16 protein-coding genes are annotated in these 18,597 nt (G+C 58.7%); 15 read left to right on the forward strand and 1 reads right to left on the reverse strand.

Translation table 11 applies throughout. The features are described 5' to 3' along the window. The first annotated feature begins 1 nt into the window (after nucleotide 1). From ALO43_RS01960 to ALO43_RS01970, 3 genes are read left to right on the forward strand one after another with little or no spacing between them, the layout of a single operon-like run. Nucleotides 2–787: an endonuclease/exonuclease/phosphatase family protein gene (locus tag ALO43_RS01960; protein ID WP_005890487.1), complete on the forward strand. Its 786-nt coding sequence runs from the start codon at nucleotides 2–4 to the stop codon at nucleotides 785–787. After that, the gene (clsB, locus tag ALO43_RS01965; RefSeq protein WP_024671018.1) at nucleotides 784–2,034 is read left to right on the forward strand and encodes a cardiolipin synthase ClsB; all 1,251 of its coding nucleotides are present in this window, start codon (nucleotides 784–786) and stop codon (nucleotides 2,032–2,034) included. Before ALO43_RS01960 ends, clsB begins: the two co-directional genes overlap by 4 nt. Next, a complete protein-coding gene (locus tag ALO43_RS01970) occupies nucleotides 2,031–3,035 on the forward strand; it encodes a lysylphosphatidylglycerol synthase domain-containing protein (protein WP_024689752.1) in 1,005 nt (334 codons plus the stop codon). The genes clsB and ALO43_RS01970 overlap by 4 nt, the downstream gene beginning before the upstream one ends. 89 nt (nucleotides 3,036–3,124) lie before the next feature. On the opposite strand, the gene ALO43_RS01975 is transcribed toward ALO43_RS01970, so the two are convergent. Then, nucleotides 3,125–4,033 (reverse strand): MurR/RpiR family transcriptional regulator, encoded by a 909-nt coding sequence (locus ALO43_RS01975; RefSeq protein WP_005890493.1) that lies wholly within the window; start codon nucleotides 4,031–4,033, stop codon nucleotides 3,125–3,127. Between the two features lie 270 nt (nucleotides 4,034–4,303). Between ALO43_RS01975 and ALO43_RS01980 the strand changes: the two genes are divergently transcribed. From ALO43_RS01980 to ALO43_RS02035, 12 genes are all read left to right on the forward strand, one after another. After that, the gene (locus ALO43_RS01980; protein WP_024689751.1) at nucleotides 4,304–6,241 is read left to right on the forward strand and encodes a bifunctional 5-dehydro-2-deoxygluconokinase/5-dehydro-2-deoxyphosphogluconate aldolase; all 1,938 of its coding nucleotides are present in this window, start codon (nucleotides 4,304–4,306) and stop codon (nucleotides 6,239–6,241) included. Between the two features lie 39 nt (nucleotides 6,242–6,280). Continuing rightward, entirely contained in the window at nucleotides 6,281–7,183 is a 903-nt protein-coding gene (gene iolE, locus ALO43_RS01985; protein ID WP_005890497.1) for a myo-inosose-2 dehydratase, read from the forward strand. Between the two features lie 16 nt (nucleotides 7,184–7,199). Continuing rightward, on the forward strand, nucleotides 7,200–8,009 hold the full coding sequence (gene iolB / locus ALO43_RS01990) for a 5-deoxy-glucuronate isomerase (protein ID WP_005890499.1): 810 nt from the start codon (nucleotides 7,200–7,202) through the stop codon (nucleotides 8,007–8,009). 26 nt (nucleotides 8,010–8,035) lie between these two features. Beyond that, on the forward strand, nucleotides 8,036–9,538 hold the full coding sequence (locus ALO43_RS01995; protein WP_005890501.1) for a CoA-acylating methylmalonate-semialdehyde dehydrogenase: 1,503 nt from the start codon (nucleotides 8,036–8,038) through the stop codon (nucleotides 9,536–9,538). Between the two features lie 38 nt (nucleotides 9,539–9,576). Then, nucleotides 9,577–10,407, forward strand: coding sequence for a TIM barrel protein (locus tag ALO43_RS02000; protein WP_053479677.1), 831 nt, complete (start codon nucleotides 9,577–9,579; stop codon nucleotides 10,405–10,407). 45 nt (nucleotides 10,408–10,452) lie between these two features. Next, on the forward strand, nucleotides 10,453–12,390 hold the full coding sequence (iolD, locus tag ALO43_RS02005) for a 3D-(3,5/4)-trihydroxycyclohexane-1,2-dione acylhydrolase (decyclizing) (RefSeq protein WP_024671013.1): 1,938 nt from the start codon (nucleotides 10,453–10,455) through the stop codon (nucleotides 12,388–12,390). Between the two features lie 68 nt (nucleotides 12,391–12,458). Next, nucleotides 12,459–13,469 (forward strand): bifunctional inositol 2-dehydrogenase/D-chiro-inositol 1-dehydrogenase, encoded by a 1,011-nt coding sequence (iolG, locus tag ALO43_RS02010; RefSeq protein ID WP_054997029.1) that lies wholly within the window; start codon nucleotides 12,459–12,461, stop codon nucleotides 13,467–13,469. A 52-nt stretch (nucleotides 13,470–13,521) separates the two neighbouring features. Next, complete coding sequence (locus ALO43_RS02015) at nucleotides 13,522–14,382, forward strand: sugar phosphate isomerase/epimerase family protein (protein WP_054997030.1); 861 nt, start codon at nucleotides 13,522–13,524, stop codon at nucleotides 14,380–14,382. A 65-nt stretch (nucleotides 14,383–14,447) separates the two neighbouring features. Further along, nucleotides 14,448–15,467: a Gfo/Idh/MocA family protein gene (locus tag ALO43_RS02020; RefSeq protein ID WP_024671010.1), complete on the forward strand. Its 1,020-nt coding sequence runs from the start codon at nucleotides 14,448–14,450 to the stop codon at nucleotides 15,465–15,467. A gap of 280 nt (nucleotides 15,468–15,747) precedes the next feature. Then, nucleotides 15,748–15,918, forward strand: a complete 171-nt coding sequence (locus ALO43_RS29845) for a hypothetical protein (RefSeq protein WP_155490479.1) — start codon at nucleotides 15,748–15,750, stop codon at nucleotides 15,916–15,918. Between the two features lie 65 nt (nucleotides 15,919–15,983). Then, a complete protein-coding gene (locus ALO43_RS02030; protein ID WP_054997032.1) occupies nucleotides 15,984–16,913 on the forward strand; it encodes a sugar ABC transporter substrate-binding protein in 930 nt (309 codons plus the stop codon). A 69-nt stretch (nucleotides 16,914–16,982) separates the two neighbouring features. Continuing rightward, complete coding sequence (locus ALO43_RS02035; RefSeq protein ID WP_054997033.1) at nucleotides 16,983–18,560, forward strand: sugar ABC transporter ATP-binding protein; 1,578 nt, start codon at nucleotides 16,983–16,985, stop codon at nucleotides 18,558–18,560. The last annotated feature ends 37 nt before the right edge of the window (nucleotides 18,561–18,597 follow it).

An 18,597-nucleotide genomic window follows, 5' to 3' on the forward strand; every position in this document is an offset into this window, starting at 1 on the left:
CTTGACCAGTGCCAATACGCCCTTCGGCCCGGCGACGCCGGTGTCGGCAAGTGTTTCATTGAATGTACTGACCATGAATATGCACATGGGCTTTGGCATTTTCAATCGCCGCTTCATTCTTCCGGAGTTGCGCGAAGCTGTGCGCAGTGTATCGGCCGATATCGTATTTCTTCAGGAAGTACATGGTGAACAACAGAGCCATGCCCGCAGTGTCAAAGGCTGGCCAACGATTTCGCAATACGAGTTTCTCGCCGACGCCATGTGGAGCGATTTTGCCTACGGCCGCAATGCGGTGTATCCGGACGGCGATCACGGTAACGCGCTGTTATCCAAATACCCGATCATCCAGCACGAAAACCTCGACATATCCATCGATGGCACCGAGCAGCGAGGCTTGCTGCACTGTATTCTGGATGTGCCGAACCATGGCCACGTGCATGCTGTCTGCGTCCATCTAGGGCTGTTTGAAAGCCATCGGCGCCAGCAATTGAAACTGCTCGCCGAGCTGATGGCACGTCTCCCAGAGGGCGAACCGGTGATTGTGGCCGGAGACTTCAATGACTGGCGCCAGCGCGCCGATGCACTTCTGCACGGCACGGGGTTGCATGAAGTGTTTGTAGAGCGCTTCGGCGCGCCAGCGAAAAGCTTTCCGGCGCGCTGGCCGTTACTTCGGCTTGACCGGATTTACGTCCGCAATGCGACGTCCCACAGCCCGAAAGTGCTGTCCAGCCGGCCGTGGTCTCATCTTTCCGATCATGCACCCCTGGCAGTGGAGTTGACCTTATGACCAACAAGACAGGGCAGTGGCGCGACGGCAACTCCGTGGAGTTGCTGATTAACGGCGAAGACTTTTATGCCCGCGTATTCGAGTGTATCCGCGCTGCTCGCAAAGAAGTGTTGATCGAGACGTTCATTATTTTTGAAGACCGGATCGGCGAGGGGTTGCAGCAGGCATTGCTCGAAGCTGCCGGCAATGGTGCGAAAGTGGTGGTCACGGTTGATGATTACGGTACTTCGGACCTGAGTTCGACGTTTGTCAGAACCATGATCGATGCCGGTATCCAGATTCAGCTGTTCGACCCGCGCCCGCGTTTCATGGGTATGCGTACCAACCTGTTCCGGCGTCTGCACCGCAAGGTAGTGGTTATTGATGGCGAACTGGGTTTTATCGGCGGCATCAACTACAGCGTCGATCACATGACCGACACCGGCCTTACCGCCAAACAGGACTACGCCGTTCTGGTGCGCGGTCCGATTGTCGGCGACATCCACAAGAGCGCCATGAGCATGCTCAGTGACGCGGTCCGGTCGAAGCTGACGCCGATACCGCTCAAGCTGGATCGTGCAGGCAATGCCAGTATGCTGCTTGCCGAACGCGACAATGGCGAGCACACCACTGACATCGAAGAACAGTACCTCGAGGCGATTCGTGGCGCGACCCAGCGGATTACCCTCGCCAACGCCTATTTCTTCCCAAGCTATCGGTTTTTGCGTGAGCTGCGCAATGCCTCGCGACGCGGCGTGAAGGTCACGCTGATTCTGCAAGGTCAGCCGGACATGCCGTTCGTGCGGGTCTGCTCGCGTCTGACCTACACCTATCTGTTGCGCGACGGGGTGGTCATTCACGAGTACAAGCAGCGTGCGCTGCACGGCAAGGTCGCGTTGATCGACGAGGAATGGCTGACGGTGGGTTCCAGCAACCTCGACCCGTTGAGCCTGGCGTTGAACCTGGAGGCCAATCTGGTCATCCGTGACCCTGAGCTCAATCAGCGTCTGCAGGATCATCTGATGGAGCTTGCCGCAGCGCACAGCACCCAGATGAGCCTGAAAGGGGCTGCTCGTGGCCAGTGGTGGCGGGCGCCGATGATCGTGCTGAGCTTCTTTTTCCTGCGCCGTTTTCCGGCGATTGCCGGGCTGTTTCCGGTTCACGGGGTACGTCTCAAACCGCTGCGCGCTGGCGATGTAGTGCCTGAGGCCAAGGCTATCGAACAGCATCAGAACCTTCATGAACTGGATCAGGAGAAAACGTCATGACCCAGGCCGCAAGCGCTGCGCCGCAGAGCGCGCAGAAGACCAAATGGAAATGGGCAAAACGGATCTTCAATCTGTTTTTCTTCATTGCGGTGCCGGTATTGCTGTTCATGCTGGTCAGGAACCTCGACTGGCAAGAGGTCAAGAAAGCGCTGGCATCCTACAAGGCCAGCACCCTGATCATCGCCTCTGTCGTCGCGTTTGCCAGCTACGCCACCTATTGCGGGTTTGACATACTGGCGCGTTACTACACGCGGCATAAATTGTCGATCAAGCAGATCGTCCCGGTCACGTTCGTCTGCTATGCGTTCAATCTTAACCTCAGCTCATGGGTGGGTGGGATTGCTTTGCGTTATCGGTTGTATTCCCGACTGGGGCTGGAAGTTTCGACCATTACCCGAATTCTGAGTCTTAGCCTGATTACCAACTGGCTGGGTTACATGCTGCTGGCCGGTTTTGTGTTTTCAATGGGCTTTCTGGAATTGCCCAAAGAATGGTCCGTCGGTTCCACGACCTTGCAACTGATCGGCTTTGGGCTGTTGGCAGTGTGCTTTGCCTACTTGCTGGCTTGCCGGTTTTCCAGGCGGCGCTCGTGGACGATCCGTAAACAGGAATTCAATCTGCCTTCGTTGAAGCAGGCGTTGATGCAAGCCAGCCTGGGTGCCCTGAACTGGTCGTTGATGGCGGCGGTGATCTACACCCTGTTACCCGACAGCGCGTTTTACCCCGCCGTCCTTGGGGTACTGTTGATCAGCAGCATTGCAGGTGTCATTACTCACATCCCGGCCGGGCTCGGGGTGCTGGAGACAGTGTTCATCACCTTGCTGGCGCACCAGTTTTCCAAGGGCAGCATGCTGGCCGCACTGATCGGCTACCGCGCTATCTACTTCCTGCTGCCTTTGTTGCTGGCGCTGGTGGTTTATCTGGTGCTGGAAAAACGTGCGAAGAAAATGGGCGAGAAGAACCAGCAACGCATGGGCGAAGAAGCCAAGTCCCAAAGTTGAAGTCAGGCTTCTGCCCGGAAGGTGTGGGCATTGCGGTTAGCTGCCGTGGTTACTTCCTTCCGGGCCTGTATTCAGGCGGATCCCAGCCCTCAATCGTCAAACCCGACCTGCTCGTGGATTTCGTCCACCTTCAGCTCCAGGCGATACGCCACTGCGATGAACAGCGCCTGACACAGGCACAGGGTTGCGCTCAGTGATCGGAAGGCAAACGAGCTGCCTTCGTTGACCAGCAACACCGAATTGGCGCGTTTGGCCAGTGGCGACAGGTTGCTGTCGGTGATGATCAGGGTCTTGGCCTGGTGATGCTGGGCGATGCGCAGGCAATGCTGGGTTTCCTTGCCGTAGGGCGTGAAACTGATCGCAATCACCAGATCATTGGCGCGCACGCTGCGCATCTGCTCGCGGTAGCTGCCGCCCAGGCCCGAAATCAGGTGAATACGCTTGTTGGTGTGCTGCAGGTTGTAGACCAGGTAGTCCGCCACTGCAAATGAACGCCTTACTCCCACCACATAGATGTTGTCGGCATTGACCACCAGGTCTACGGCCTTTTCGAACTCGACGTCATCCAGCTCTGCGCTCAGACGTTCGAGCCCGGACAGCGTTGCATCGACGCATTCGCGTGCCAGATCGCCCGCGCTGGCTTTTTGCGACTTGTTGGCAATCATGCTGCGAATACGCTGCTGGTAGTTCTGCACCGGCGTGGTCTTGTGGGTGTAGGCCTCACGAAACAGCGCCTGCATTTCACTGAAGCCACTGAACCCGAAACGCTGGGAAAAGCGCACGATGGCTGAAGGATGAACCTCACATTCACGCGCGATATCGCTTATGCGGTCGACCATGATGCGGTCGCTCTGCTGGCTCATGTAGCTGGCAATGCGCTTTAGCTGGCGAGGCAGACCGTCGTACTCATCGGTAATCATGCGCAGCAGGGCTTCGGCGCTGGTCGGCGGAACGTCGACGCTCGTCTCGGACAGAGTGGGCTGGTCGGCGCTGGTCATAGTCACATCCTTTCTGCTTGTTCGTTCAGAGCACCGGGTCGAGACCGCGCCCTGCTGATGGAGCTGCTTCTGGCAGGCAACAGCGACTATATCCTACCTGTCCTTACACCGCGCCAGCAGTTGCACCAATCTATAGAAAAAATATTCCACAAAAAATAAATATAGAATAAATATTGATTGATGCCCCGCGACGTTTTAGGCTGCATTCACACAGGCAGATCGTGCATCCCATGCATGCGCTGCAGGCTGATAAAAATAACAGGAGCCACCATGGGCCAGACTCGCTTTGCCACCGGGCGTCAGTTGGATCTGATCTGCCTTGGACGCTTGGGCGTCGATCTCTATGCGCAGCAAGTGGGCGCACGACTTGAAGATGTCTCCAGTTTTGCCAAATACCTCGGTGGTTCGTCCGCCAATATCGCGTTTGGCACCGCCAGACTTGGCCTCAAGTCAGCAATGCTCAGCCGGGTAGGCGATGACCACATGGGTCGTTTTCTGGTCGAGTCGCTGGCGCGGGAAGGCTGTGACGTCAGCGCCATCAAATGCGACCCCGAGCGTCTCACCGCGATGGTGCTGCTTGGCTTGAAGGACCGCGAAACCTTTCCGCTGGTGTTCTACCGCGAAAATTGCGCCGACATGGCCCTGCGCGCCGAAGACATAGACGAGCAGCAAATAGCATCTAGCAAGGCGTTGCTGATTACCGGCACGCATTTTTCGACTGATCAGGTGTTCCAGGCCAGCAGCCAGGCGCTGGATTATGCTGAGAAACACAACGTCAGACGGGTTCTGGATATCGACTATCGGCCGGTGCTCTGGGGGCTTGCAGGCAAAGCCGATGGCGAGACGCGGTTCGTCGCCGACAACAGGGTCAGCCAGCATGTGCAGCGTATCCTGCCGCGTTTCGACCTCATCGTCGGCACCGAAGAAGAGTTTTTGATTGCCGGTGGCTCGACCGATTTGCTCGGCGCACTGCGCACCGTGCGTGAATTGACTGCTGCAACGCTGGTGGTCAAGCTCGGCCCGCAAGGTTGCACGGTCATTCACGGAGCCATTCCAGCACGTCTCGAAGATGGCGCGATTTATCCCGGTGTGCGAGTGGAGGTGCTCAATGTCCTGGGTGCCGGTGACGCGTTCATGTCCGGTTTTCTGAGTGGCTGGCTCAAGGACGCCAGCGATGAGCGTTGCTGCCAGTTGGCCAATGCCTGCGGCGGGCTGGTGGTCTCGCGCCATGCCTGCGCCCCGGCGATGCCCACGCTCGCCGAACTCGACTACCTGTTCAGCAGCGCTGAACCCGTTACCCGCCCTGATCAGGACGTCGTTCTGCAGCGCCTGCACCGGGTCAGCGTGCCGCGCAGGCAGTGGAAACAACTGTTCATCTTCGCCTTTGATCATCGCGGTCAGTTGGTCGAACTGGCGCAGCAGGCCGGGCGTGACCTGGACAGTATCAGTCAGCTCAAGCAACTGTTTGTGCAATCGGTCGCACACGTCGAGGCGGATCTGCGCAAGCGCGGTATCGAAGCCGATGTCGGGCTGCTTGCCGATCAGCGCTTTGGCCAGGACTCGCTCAACGCTGCCACCGGTCGTGGCTGGTGGCTGGCGCGCCCGGTGGAGGTGCAGGGCTCAAGACCGCTAGCGTTCGAGCACGGCCGCTCCATCGGCAGCAACCTGATCAACTGGCCGCAGGAACAGATCATCAAGTGCCTGGTGCAATACCATCCTGATGACGAACCCATGCTGCGTCTGGAACAGGAAGCGCAGATCAAGGCGCTGTATGACGCATCGAACGTCAGCGGCCATGAGTTGCTGCTTGAAATCATTCCGCCCAAGGAGCACCCGTCGCCTCATCCGGATGTGATGGTCCGAGCGATGAAGCGCTTGTACAACCTGGGCATTTATCCGGCGTGGTGGAAAATCGAGGCGCAGAGTGCCGCTGTCTGGCAGCAGCTGGACGAATTGATTGAGCAGCGTGATCCGTACTGTCGCGGCATCGTGCTGCTCGGGCTCAATGCCCCGGTCGAAGAACTGGCGGCCGGCTTTGCCCAGGCTCGCAACAGCCGCGTCTGCAAGGGGTTTGCCGTTGGCCGGACGATCTTTCGTGAGCCAAGCCGGGCCTGGATGGCTGGGGAAATCGACGATGCAACGCTGGTCAGCCGGGTGCAGAGTACTTTCAACTGGTTGATCGAGTCCTGGCGCGAAAGCCGCGCCTGAATTTATTGATGCAGCGATAACAACAAGAAAGGTGCAGCCATGCCTGTTTCAGTTTCCACGCCCAAGATCCGCATTGGTATCAACCCGATCTCCTGGAGCAACGATGATTTGCCGGCCTTGGGGGGAGAAACGCCCTTGAGTACCGCGCTGAGCGAAGGTAAAGACATCGGCTACGAAGGTTTTGAGCTCAACGGCAAGTTCCCGAAGGACGCCAAGGGCGTCGGTGATGTGCTGCGGCCCTACGACCTGGCGCTGGTGTCCGGCTGGTATTCGAGTCGTCTGGCACAGCGTTCTGTGGCTGAAGAAATCGAGGCCATCAGCCCGCATGTGCACTTGCTCGCCGAAAACGGCGCGTCGGTGCTGGTGTACGGCGAGGTGGCCGATTCCATTCAGGGGCAACGCATCCCGCTGGTCGAACGACCGCGCTTTCACACCGATCAGGCCTGGCGCGAATACGCTGACAAGCTTACCGAGCTGGCGCGCTACACGCTCTCCCGAGGAGTGCGTCTGGCCTATCACCACCACATGGGGGCCTACGTCGAATCGCCTCAGGATATCGACAAGCTGATGGCGCTGACCGGCAGCGAAGTCGGCCTGCTGTTCGATTCGGGGCATTGCTATATGGGCGGTGGCGAGCCTTTGCAGGTGCTGAGCAAGCACATAAAACGGGTCTGCCACGTGCATTTCAAGGACGTGCGCAAACCAGTCGTACAACTGGCCCGCAACAATCTCTGGAGCTTTCCGGACTGCATCATCAACGGCACGTTCACTGTGCCAGGTGACGGCGACATCGATTTTGCGGCACTGCTCGACGTGTTATTGCAGGCTGGCTATAGCGGCTGGCTGGTCGTCGAGGCTGAACAGGATCCGGCGGTTGCGCCCAGTTACGCCTATGCCAAAAAAGGTTATGACACCTTGCGCCAATTGCTGGCCGATGCCTGATAAGGAGGATTGATTCATGAGTCTGCTGACCAAAAGCAAACCTGCCGGCCGAGACATTGTTGCACTTGCGCCGGGCACCCTCGAATACGTGGGCTTCAAGGCTTACCGTCTGGAGAGTGGAGAACGCCTGCCGTTGAACACCGAACAGCATGAAGTGTGCGTGGTAGTGCTTGCCGGGCACGTCAGTGTGAGCGGCGAGGCGCCGGGGCAGGGCGCGTTCAATTGGGAAGATATCGGCGACAGGCAGTCAGTGTTCGAAGAGAAATCACCGTTTGCGGTCTACCTGCCGCCGCACAGCCGGGCCGAATTCGTCGCCCGTGGGTCGGTTCATCTGGCTGTGTGCAGCGCCCCTGGCGATGCCGGCAAGCAGCTTGCGGCCCGGTTGATTCAGCCTGCCAGCATGAAACGCAGCGTGCGCGGCAAAGGGGCCAATACCCGATACGTGTGCGACATTCTGCCCGACAGCGAGCCGGCCCATTCGCTGCTGGTGGTCGAGGTGCGCACGCCTTCGGGGCATTCCTCCAGCTACCCGCCGCACAAGCACGATAAAGACAACCTGCCGCACGAGAGTTTTCTCGAAGAAACCTATTACCACATGGTCAACCCGCCGCAGGGCTTCGTCTTCCAGCGCGTCTATACCGACGACCGCAGTATTGATCAGGCCATGGCCGTGGAAAACAACGACCTGGTGACAGTGCCCAAGGGCTATCACCCGGTGTCCGTGCCTTACGGTTATGAATCGTATTACCTGAACGTGATGGCCGGCCCGACGCGTGCCTGGCAGTTCCATAACGATCCGCAGCACAGCTGGCTGCTGGATCTTTAATCCCCCTTTTCTTTGGAGTCATGCAGATGAGCGAGTCACCGGTGATCGGCCATTACATCAACGGGCACGTGAATGACGGCGATGGCGAGCGTTTCAGCGACGTCTTCAACCCGGCAGTCGGCACGGTTCAGTCGCGCGTCGCGCTGGCCAGTGTCAAGACAGTGGATGAAGCAGTTACAGCAGCCAGGGCGGCGTTTCCGGGCTGGGCCGATCAGTCTTCTTTGCGCCGAGCGCGGGTGATGTTCAAGTTCAAGGAATTGCTCGATCGACACCACGACGAGCTGGCGCAGATAATCTGCCGGGAACACGGCAAGGTGCTCTCCGATGCGCGCGGTGAAGTGGTGCGCGGCATAGAAATCGTCGAATTTGCCTGCGGCGCGCCGAGCCTGCTCAAGAGTGACTTCAGTGACAACATCGGTGGCGGTATCGATAACTGGAACCTGCGCCAACCTCTGGGCGTCTGCGCCGGGGTCACGCCGTTCAACTTCCCGGTCATGGTGCCGCTGTGGATGATCCCCATGGCGCTGGTGACCGGCAACTGCTTTATTCTCAAACCGTCCGAGCGTGACCCTTCAGCCAGTCTGTTGATGGCGCGGCTATTGAAAGAGGCCGGGTTGCCCGACGGCGTGTTCAATGTGGTGCAGGGTGACAAGGTGGCGGTCGATGCCTTGCTCCAGCACCCTGATATCGAGGCGATTTCGTTCGTCGGTTCTACCCCGATTGCCGAATACATCTATCAACAGGGCACTGCCCGCGGCAAGCGCGTGCAGGCGCTTGGCGGGGCCAAGAATCACATGATCGTGATGCCCGATGCCGATCTGGATCAGGCCGCCGATGCCTTGATCGGCGCTGCCTATGGTTCGGCTGGCGAGCGATGCATGGCCATTTCCGTTGCCGTGGTAGTGGGCGACGTGGGCCAGCGTCTGATCGACAAGCTGCTGCCACGCATCGAACGGCTCAAGGTCGGCAACGGCATGCAGGCCGATTCGGATATGGGGCCGCTGGTCACCGCCGTACACAAGGCCAAGGTCGAGGGTTTCATCGATCAGGGTGTGAAAGAAGGTGCCACGCTGATTGTCGATGGTCGCAATTTCAGTGTGCCGGGCGCCGAGCAGGGCTTCTTTGTCGGGGCAACGCTGTTCGACAACGTCACGCCGCAAATGCAGATCTACAAGGAAGAAATCTTTGGCCCGGTGCTGGGCATCGTGCATGTAGCGGATTTCGCCAGCGCAGTAGAGCTGATCAACGCGCATGAGTTCGGCAATGGCGTGTCGTGCTTCACCAGCGATGGCGGCGTGGCCCGTGCATTTGCCAGGACCATCAAGGTCGGCATGGTCGGGATCAACGTGCCGATTCCGGTACCTATGGCCTGGCATTCGTTTGGAGGCTGGAAGCGTTCGCTGTTCGGCGATCACCATGCCTACGGCGAAGAAGGGCTGCGCTTCTACAGCCGCTACAAAAGCGTCATGCAGCGCTGGCCGGACAGCATCGCCAAAGGGCCGGAGTTCAGCATGCCGACCGCCAAATAGTTTTCACCCATCAATGGAATGTGCGGAGAACAATAACAATGAGTCATCCACTGCGTTTCGCCCTTAATCGAATGGTCGCGCCACGCCTGTCGCTTGAGGAATTTGTCGATCTGGCTGTAAAGCTGGGTGCCGACGCCATCGAGATCCGCAACGACCTTAAGGGCATCGAGATCGAGGACGGCACTGCGCCAGAGGTCGTTGCTGATCTTTGTGCTGCCAAAGGCGTACAGGTTCTTTCGATCAATGCGCTGTACCCGTTCGATGTCTGGAATGACGAGCGCAGTGCCCAGGCGACAAAACTGGCGCAGTACGCTCGCGCCTGCGGTGCGAAGGGGCTGGTGTTGTGCCCGCTCAACGACCGTGCCGACACGCGCAACGGGGCGCAGCGTGCTTCCGGGTTGCGCACCGCGCTGACCGCGCTGGCGCCGATGCTTCGTGAGTACGGGGTTCTGGGTTTCGTCGAGCCGCTGGGCTTCGAGGAGTGCTCGCTGCGCTTCAAGCGTCAGGCCGTGGATGCAATCAAGGCCGTTGGCGGGCTGGATGTCTACCGTCTGGTTCACGACACCTTTCATCACCATCTGGCGGGTGAGGTCGAGCTGTTTCCGGAGCTGACCGGGCTGGTGCATATCTCCGGTGTCGAGGACGCGCAGGCGCCGCTCAACAGCATTCGCGACGGTCACCGCGTGCTGGTTGGCGAGGCTGATATTCTTGGCAACGTTGCACAGATCGAAAGGTTGCTGGACAGCGGCTATTCAGGACATCTGTCGTTTGAACCGTTCGCCGAAAGCGTTCATGCGCTGGACGATATTCCCCAGGCGATCTCGGTAAGCATGACGCATTTGTCACAAGCCGTTTCCCAACGCCATTGATTTTCTGCCTATTCAGGCCACCTCAAACAAGAACAAGGTGCCAACATGAGTACAACCCGACTGACCATGGCCCAGGCTCTGGTGAAGTTTCTCGATAATCAGTATGTCGAAGTTGACGGCGTACAGAGCAAGTTCGTCGCGGGCATTTTTACCATCTTCGGCCACGGCAATGTGTTGGGCCTCGGCCAGGCGCTGGAGCAGGACAGCGGTGAGCTGGTGGTGCATCAAGGCCGTAACGAGCAGGGCATGTGCCACGCTGCCATCGGTTTTGCCAAACAGCATCTGCGTCGCAAAATCTACGCCTGCAGCTCTTCGGTAGGGCCGGGGGCGGCCAACATGATCACTGCGGCTGCAACGGCGTCTGCCAACCGGATTCCGCTGCTGCTGTTGCCCGGCGATGTCTACGCCAGCCGCCAGCCTGACCCGGTGCTGCAACAGATCGAGCAATTTCACGACCTGAGCATCAGCACCAACGATGCCTTCAAGGCCGTGAGCAAGTACTGGGACCGTATCAACCGCCCCGAGCAGCTGATGAGCGCCGCGCTCAACGCCATGCGCGTGCTGACCGACCCGGCCGAGACAGGTGCAGTGACCCTGGCACTGCCCCAGGACGTTCAGGCCGAAGCCTACGATTACCCGGACAGCTTTCTGCAAAAACGCGTACACCGTATTGATCGTCGTCCGCCAAGCAAGGCGATGCTCGACGATGCGCTGGCCTTGCTCGGCAGCAAGCGCAAGCCCTTGCTGATCTGCGGTGGCGGGGTGCGTTATTCAGGCGCAGCTGCAGCGTTGCAAGCCTTTGCAGAGCGCTTCGACATCCCGTTTGCGGAAACCCAGGCAGGTAAAAGCGCCATCGTCTCGGCGCACCCGTTGAACATGGGTGGGATCGGCGAAACCGGCACGGTGGCGGCCAATCAACTGGCAAAGGAAGCCGATCTGATCATCGGCGTAGGCACCCGCTACAGCGATTTCACCACCGCGTCGAAATGGTTGTTCCAGAACCCGGATGTACAGTTTCTCAACCTCAATGTTGGCGCTTTCGATGTACAGAAACTGGACGGCGTGCAGTTGTTGGCCGATGCGCAGGTGGCCTTGCAGGCACTGACCGAAAGCCTGCAGGCCAGCGGTTATCGTGCTGCGTGGGGCGATGCGCCGCGGACCGCGCGTGCGCAACTGGATGCCGAAGTGGATCGGCTGTATGCGGTGGAGTATCAGAGCGAAGGCTTCGTGCCTGAAATCAACGACCACATGGACCCGGCCGTGCTGCGCGACTTCATTGAGCTGACCGGTTCGTGCCTGACCCAGAGCGGCGTGCTGGGCATTCTCAACCGCAACCTGCCGGCCGACGCGGTAATCGTTGCCGCCGCGGGCAGCCTGCCGGGGGACTTGCAACGCGCCTGGCGCAGCACCGGGGTCGATACCTATCACGTTGAATACGGCTACTCGTGCATGGGCTATGAGGTCAATGCTGCGCTCGGCGTCAAGCTCGCCGAGCCGCACCGGGAAGTCTTCGCACTGGTCGGCGATGGTTCTTACATGATGCTCCATTCGGAGCTGGCGACCTCGATTCAGGAGCGCCGCAAGATCAACGTTGTGTTGCTCGACAACATGACCTTCGGTTGCATCAACAATTTGCAGATGGAACACGGAATGAACAGTTTCGGCACCGAGTTCCGTTTCCGCAACCCGGAGACCGGCAAGCTCGATGGCGACTTCGTACCGGTGGATTTTGCCATGAGCGCGGCGGCTTATGGCTGCAAGACCTACAAGGTGAGCACTGCCGAGCAGTTGCATCAGGCGCTCGCCGATGCCCGGCTCCAGACGGTCTCGACGCTGATCGATATCAAGGTGCTGCCCAAGACCATGATTCACAAGTACCTGTCGTGGTGGCGGGTCGGTGTCGCCGAAGTATCCACCACAGGTACCACCGCTCAGGTGTACGAAAAACTCAACCGCGAGCTGGCCAAGGCGCGCCAGTACTGATCACTTTTTAGCGTTCATGGCCCGTGACCTGCTCACGGCAACATCCAATAACAAAAAGGAATACGAACATGGCATTGAAACTCGGCGTGATTGGTACAGGCGCAATCGGTCAGGATCATATCCGCCGTTGCAGCAAGACATTGGTCGGCAGTCAGGTGGTGGCCGTCACCGACATCAATCTGGAGCAGGCTGCAAAAGTTGTGCGCGACCTCGACATCAGCGCCGAAGTGTATGCCGACGGGCACGCTTTGATCGCGGCGCCCGATGTCGAGGCAGTGCTGGTTTGCTCGTGGGGGCCTAGCCATGAAGAGTACGTGCTGGCGGCCATCGCTGCAGGTAAGCCGGTGTTCTGCGAAAAGCCGCTGGCAGTGACGGCTCAAGGCTGCCGGCATATTGTCGAAGCCGAGATCGCCAGTGGCAGGCGTCTGGTGCAAGTGGGTTTCATGCGGCCTTATGATCAGGGCTATCGCGCCCTCAAGGCGGTGATCGACAGCGGCAAGATCGGCGAGCCGCTGATGCTCCATTGCGCCCACCGCAACCCGCGCGTAGGCGAGAATTACAAGACCGATATGGCCATCACTGACACCCTTATTCACGAACTCAATGTGCTGCGCTGGCTGCTCGACGATGATTATGTGTCTGCACAGGTGGTTTTTCCGCGCAAGACCGGCAAGGCCCTGGCGCACATGAAAGACCCGCAGATCGTGATGCTGGAGACCGCCAGAGGCACGCGCATCGACGTCGAGGTCTTCGTCAACTGCCAGTATGGCTACGACATCCAGTGCGAGGTGGTCGGCGAGAGCGGCATCGCCAGACTGCCCGAGCCTTCTCAGGTGCAGATGCGCAGTGAAGCCAAATTGTCCAACGCGATTCTGATGGACTGGAAAGACCGGTTCATTGCTGCCTATGACGTCGAGCTGCAGGACTTCATCGACGGCGTCAAGGCAGGAACGATCTACGGCCCTTCTGCCTGGGACGGCTATGCGGCTGCCGTAGCGGCCGATGCCTGCGTGCTGGCGCAGAACAACGGCGCAGTTGTGCCGATTGCCCTTGAAGTACGTCCGGCGTTCTACGCCTGACAGATTTTTCAGCCACGGGAACATCTCTCGTCAAAAGTAACAGGGAGGCATCATGCGGATCGCACTGGACCCATACATGTACCGCCATCTGCCCTTGGGGGCGATGGTCGATAAAACCGCGGAGCTGGGTTACGACTATATAGAACTGTCGCCGCGTGAAGATTTCATGCCGTTTTACAAGTATCCCCGCGTGGATCGCGCACGCATCAGGGAGTTTCGCAAAGCCCTTAGCGATGCAGGTGTGAAACTTTCTTCGCTGTTGCCGCTGTATCACTGGGCAGCGCCCGACGAAGACTTGCGTATTGCTGCAGTGCGCAACTGGAAACGTGCCATTCAGGTTGCGGTGGAAATGGACTGTGACCTTATGAATACCGAGTTCAGCGGGCAGTCGGATCATGCGCTGATCTGCGAGAACCAGTTCATGAAGTCGATGGACGAGCTGATGCCGCATTTCGAGCGCGAAGGCATCAAGCTCGATATTCAGGCGCATCCTTATGACTTCTGTGAGCGCAACAACGAGTCGGTGGACATCATTCGCGGGCTTGATCGTGACTGGATCAACTACCTGTATGCCGCGCCCCATACGTTTTTCTACGATGACGGCGTGGGAGATATCGCCTCCATGCTGCGCTATGCCGGCGACAGGCTCACCCACCTGATCATTGCCGACACCTATAATCACCGCGCCTCTTCCAGCCTGCGTTACATCGTCAACCCGCCCGGCGTGACGGCGACGGTGCATCAGCACCTTGATATCGGTCAGGGCGAGGTGAACTGGGAGGCGTTTTTCTCGACGTTGAGAGACATGAAGTTCGACGGCATCGCCACGATGGCTGTATTTGCCTGGGAAGAGCGCGCCGACGAGTCGAGCCGATTCATGCTTGAGCGGGTCAAAAGCGAGTTGCTGCGCTGATACGGTTGCACCGAACACACAACCGATGGCTGCGGCCTGAGGATCATGGACCACAGGAGATATCCATGCGAGCAGGGCTGGTGGGCTACGGCAAAGGGGGGCGTTACTTTCACGCGACGCTGATTTCAAGTGTGCCCGGTGCCACGTTTGCAGGCGTCGTTACCCGTTCGCCTGAACGAAAGCAGGGCGTGGCCAAGGATCATCCCGGCGTGGCGACGTTCGACACGCTTGCCGAACTGGTGACCGCCGGGGTCGATGTGGTGGTTATTTCAACACCGCTGGCATCGCGGCGAGCGCTGATTCTGGAGGCTATAGAGCTGGGCGTGGCGGTGGTCAGCGATAAGCCTTTCGCCGCCGATGCCGCGCAAGCGCGTGAGCTGGTGGAGGCTGCCGAAAGGCGTGGAGTATTGCTCAGCGTTTATCAGAACCGGCGTTGGGATTCCGACTTCCTCACGGTGCGTAAATTGATCGACAGCGGCGCGCTGGGCGAGATCAGCCGGTTCGAGTCAAGTATCGAGCGCTATTCGCCGCGCTCCGTCGGCAAGGCCAGCGGTGGTGGCATGTTGCGCGACCTGGGCAGTCATCTGGTGGATCAGGCGCTGGTGCTGTTCGGGCCGGTCGAGCGGGTATATGGCGAATTGCGCTTCGCCAGCGCGGACGACGAGCTGGATCACACGTTTTTCGTCGTACTGACCCATACCAACGGCGTGGTTTCGCACCTGTCCGGGAGTTGCCTGCAAAGCAGCCCGAAGCCGCGTTTTCGAGTTAGCGGATCGAAAGGCTGCTACAGCGTCGACGGCCTTGACGGTCAGGAGGAGGCGGCGTTTGCCGGTCTGACGCCGCGCTCCGAGGGCGAACGCTGGGGCGTTGAAGAGCACAGGCGTTGGGGCTGGTTCGAACACGGTGATCATCGTGAACGAGTGCCCTCGGAGCGCGGCTGCTGGCTCGAGTTCTACCAGCAATTGCAGCGTGCAATAGACGAGCAGGGTGCCAATCCGGTCGATCCTCATGACGCGATAGCATCAGCGCGGGTAATGGACGCCGCACGCCTGAGCGCAAAGGAGGGACGGATTGTGGCGCTGTAGCAACTGCGACGGTAATAGCTATGGACTCGCCTGCTGTCGCGCAATCCCGCCACTGAAATTTCCGCTCACGAAAGCCTGACGCCTGATACCCGTCAGGCTTTGTCATTTTCGGCCCGACAATAAATGAAATGGAATAAAATTCTAAAATTTGTTGAATTGGAAAATATTTTCCAATAGAGTCTTTTTCAGGTTACCGACTATCGAATCACCCGGGTCTGAAATCATTTTCAGGCCATGGGAAACACGCCAACAAAAACAAAACAAAAGATAGGTACTGTCGATGAAAACCCCTGCCTCTGGCCTCACCGCCAAGCGTTCTGCCACCCCGTCATTCTGGATTCGGACCATGGAGCACTTTCTTACGATCGTTGCCCGTGGGATGTGCGTGCAGCACAAGGACGCGCAATTGTTCTGCATTCCCGGTGCGACCGGAGTTCGCCTGCCCCGTTGACGGGTTGCACCGTTCTACGTCTTTGCCAAGCCCCGATAACAACAAGAATTTGGAGACAGACCCTTATGAATACCAAGGTTCGCTTTACCTCCCTCGCGCTGGTCCTGATGCTCGGCAGCAGTGCGGCACTGGCTGATATCAAGGTCGGGGTTGCCATGTCGCAGTTTGACGACACCTGGCTGACCTACCTGCGCGAGGACATGGGCGCCAAGGCCAAAACCATGCCCGGAGGCGTGACGCTGCAATTTGTCGATGCCCGTGCGGACGTCAATAAGCAGCTCGATCAGGTCAAGGAACTCATCAACAAGAAGGTCGATGCCCTGATCGTCAACCCGGTGGACACGGCAGCGACCGCCAGCATCACCAAGGCTGCAGTCGCTGCCGGTATTCCGCTGGTCTACGTTAACCGCCGCCCTGATCAGGTGAAACTGCCTGAAGGCGTCGCAACGGTCACCTCGGACGATACCGAGGCTGGCCGACTGCAAGCGCAGTTCATCGCCGAAAAAATGGGTGGCAAGGGTAGCGTCGTGATTCTGTTGGGTGATCTGGCCAACAATTCCACGCTGAACCGTACCAAAGGCGTTAAGGAAGTGCTGGCGAAATACCCGGATATCAAGATAGATCAGGAGCAGACCGGCACCTGGCTGCGTCAGAAGGGTATGGACCTGACCAATGACTGGCTCACTCAAGGCCGCAAGTTCAATGCGGTACTGGCCAACAACGACGAAATGGCCATTGGTGCCGCGCTGGCGCTGAAGCAGGCGGGTGTCAAGCAGGGCACTGTATTTGTCGCCGGAGTCGACGGTACGCCAGACGGGATCAGCGCCATCGAAAAAGGCGACCTGACAGCGTCCGTTTTTCAGGACGCCAAGGGCCAGGCCGATGGTGCAATCGATGCAGCGGTGAAAATGGCCAGGAAGGAAAAGGTCGAGCCCCAGGCAATTGTCATTCTTTATCGCCTGATTACGCCTGAAAACGTCGCCACCTTCAAATAACAACAGCCGGCAGGCCAGGGAGGCGCTTGAAATGCCCTCCCGCAGGCTGCCGCTTGAGGAGTTGTGATCATGTTCGGTTCTGCCACTGTCAGTCCGCCCGCGTCCGGCGACCTGCCGTCCATCGATGTGCATGGCGCCACGCCGGATACCCAGCACCCTTATCTGCTGGAAATCAGCCATATCAGCAACGCTTTCCCCGGCGTCATTGCGCTCGATGACGTGCAATTGCGAGTGCGCCCTGGCAGCGTGCTGGCGCTGATGGGCGAGAACGGAGCCGGAAAGTCGACGCTGATGAAAATCATCGCTGGCATCTACCAGCCGGACTCGGGCGAGATCCGCTTGCGTGGCGAGCCGGTTAGCTTTGAAACGCCACTTTCGGCCCTGCAGGCCGGCATTGCCATGATCCATCAGGAGCTCAACCTGATGCCGTTCATGAGTATTGCCGAGAATATCTGGATAGGCCGCGAGCAGCTCAACAGCCTGCACATGGTCGATCACCGGGAGATGCACCGCTGCACTGCCCAATTGCTGGAGCGCCTGCGCATCAAGCTTGATCCCGAAGAGCTGGTTGGCAACCTGAGCATCGCCGAGCGGCAGATGGTGGAGATTGCCAAGGCGGTTTCCTACAACTCGGACGTGCTGATCATGGACGAGCCGACCTCGGCCATTACTGAAACCGAAGTGGCTCACCTTTTTTCGATCATTGCCGACCTGCGCTCGCAGGGTAAAGGCATCATCTATATCACTCACAAGATGAGCGAAGTGTTCAAGATCGCCGATGAGGTTGCCGTGTTTCGCGACGGGGCCTACATCGGACTGCAGCGCGCCGACAGCATGGACGGCGACAGCCTGATCTCGATGATGGTCGGTCGTGAATTGACCCAACTGTTCCCCCAGCGTGACCAGCCGGCAGGCGATGTAAGGCTTTCTGTCAAGGGCCTGGGTTTGAAAGGCATCTTCCAGGGCGTAAGTTTCGACCTGCGCGCCGGTGAAATCCTTGGCATTGCCGGCCTGATGGGGTCGGGACGAACCAATGTGGCCGAGACCTTGTTCGGTATAACCCCCGCCGACAGCGGCGAGATTCTCTTCGAGGGCAAGACAGTGCGAATTGGCGATCCGCACCAGGCCATCGAACTGGGGTTTGCCCTGCTGACTGAGGATCGCAAGTTGACTGGCCTGTTTCCGTGCCTGTCGGTGATGGAAAACATGGAGATGGCGGTGCTGGCCAACTACGCAGGCAATGGCTTCGTGCAGCAAAAGGCCTTGCGTACCCTGTGCGAAGAGATGTGCAGGAAGCTGCGGGTAAAAACCCCTTCGCTGGAGCAGTGCATCGACACGCTCTCCGGCGGCAACCAGCAGAAAGCGTTGCTGGCGCGCTGGCTGATGACCAATCCCAAAGTCTTGATTCTCGACGAGCCCACACGCGGCATCGACGTAGGAGCCAAGGCGGAAATCTATCGGCTGATCTCGCTGCTGGCCAGCGAGGGGATGGCGGTGATCATGATCTCTTCGGAGCTGCCAGAAGTGCTGGGCATGAGTGACCGGGTCATGGTGATGCATGAGGGAGAGATGATGGGGATCCTTGATCGCAATGAGGCAACCCAGGAAAAAGTCATGCACCTGGCCTCTGGGCATCGGGTTCATTGAGTTCGCGATATGGCGCTCGGTAAAAGAAGAACAAGAG

The organism is Pseudomonas tremae (assembly GCF_001401155.1).
Classification (GTDB): domain Bacteria; phylum Pseudomonadota; class Gammaproteobacteria; order Pseudomonadales; family Pseudomonadaceae; genus Aquipseudomonas; species Aquipseudomonas tremae.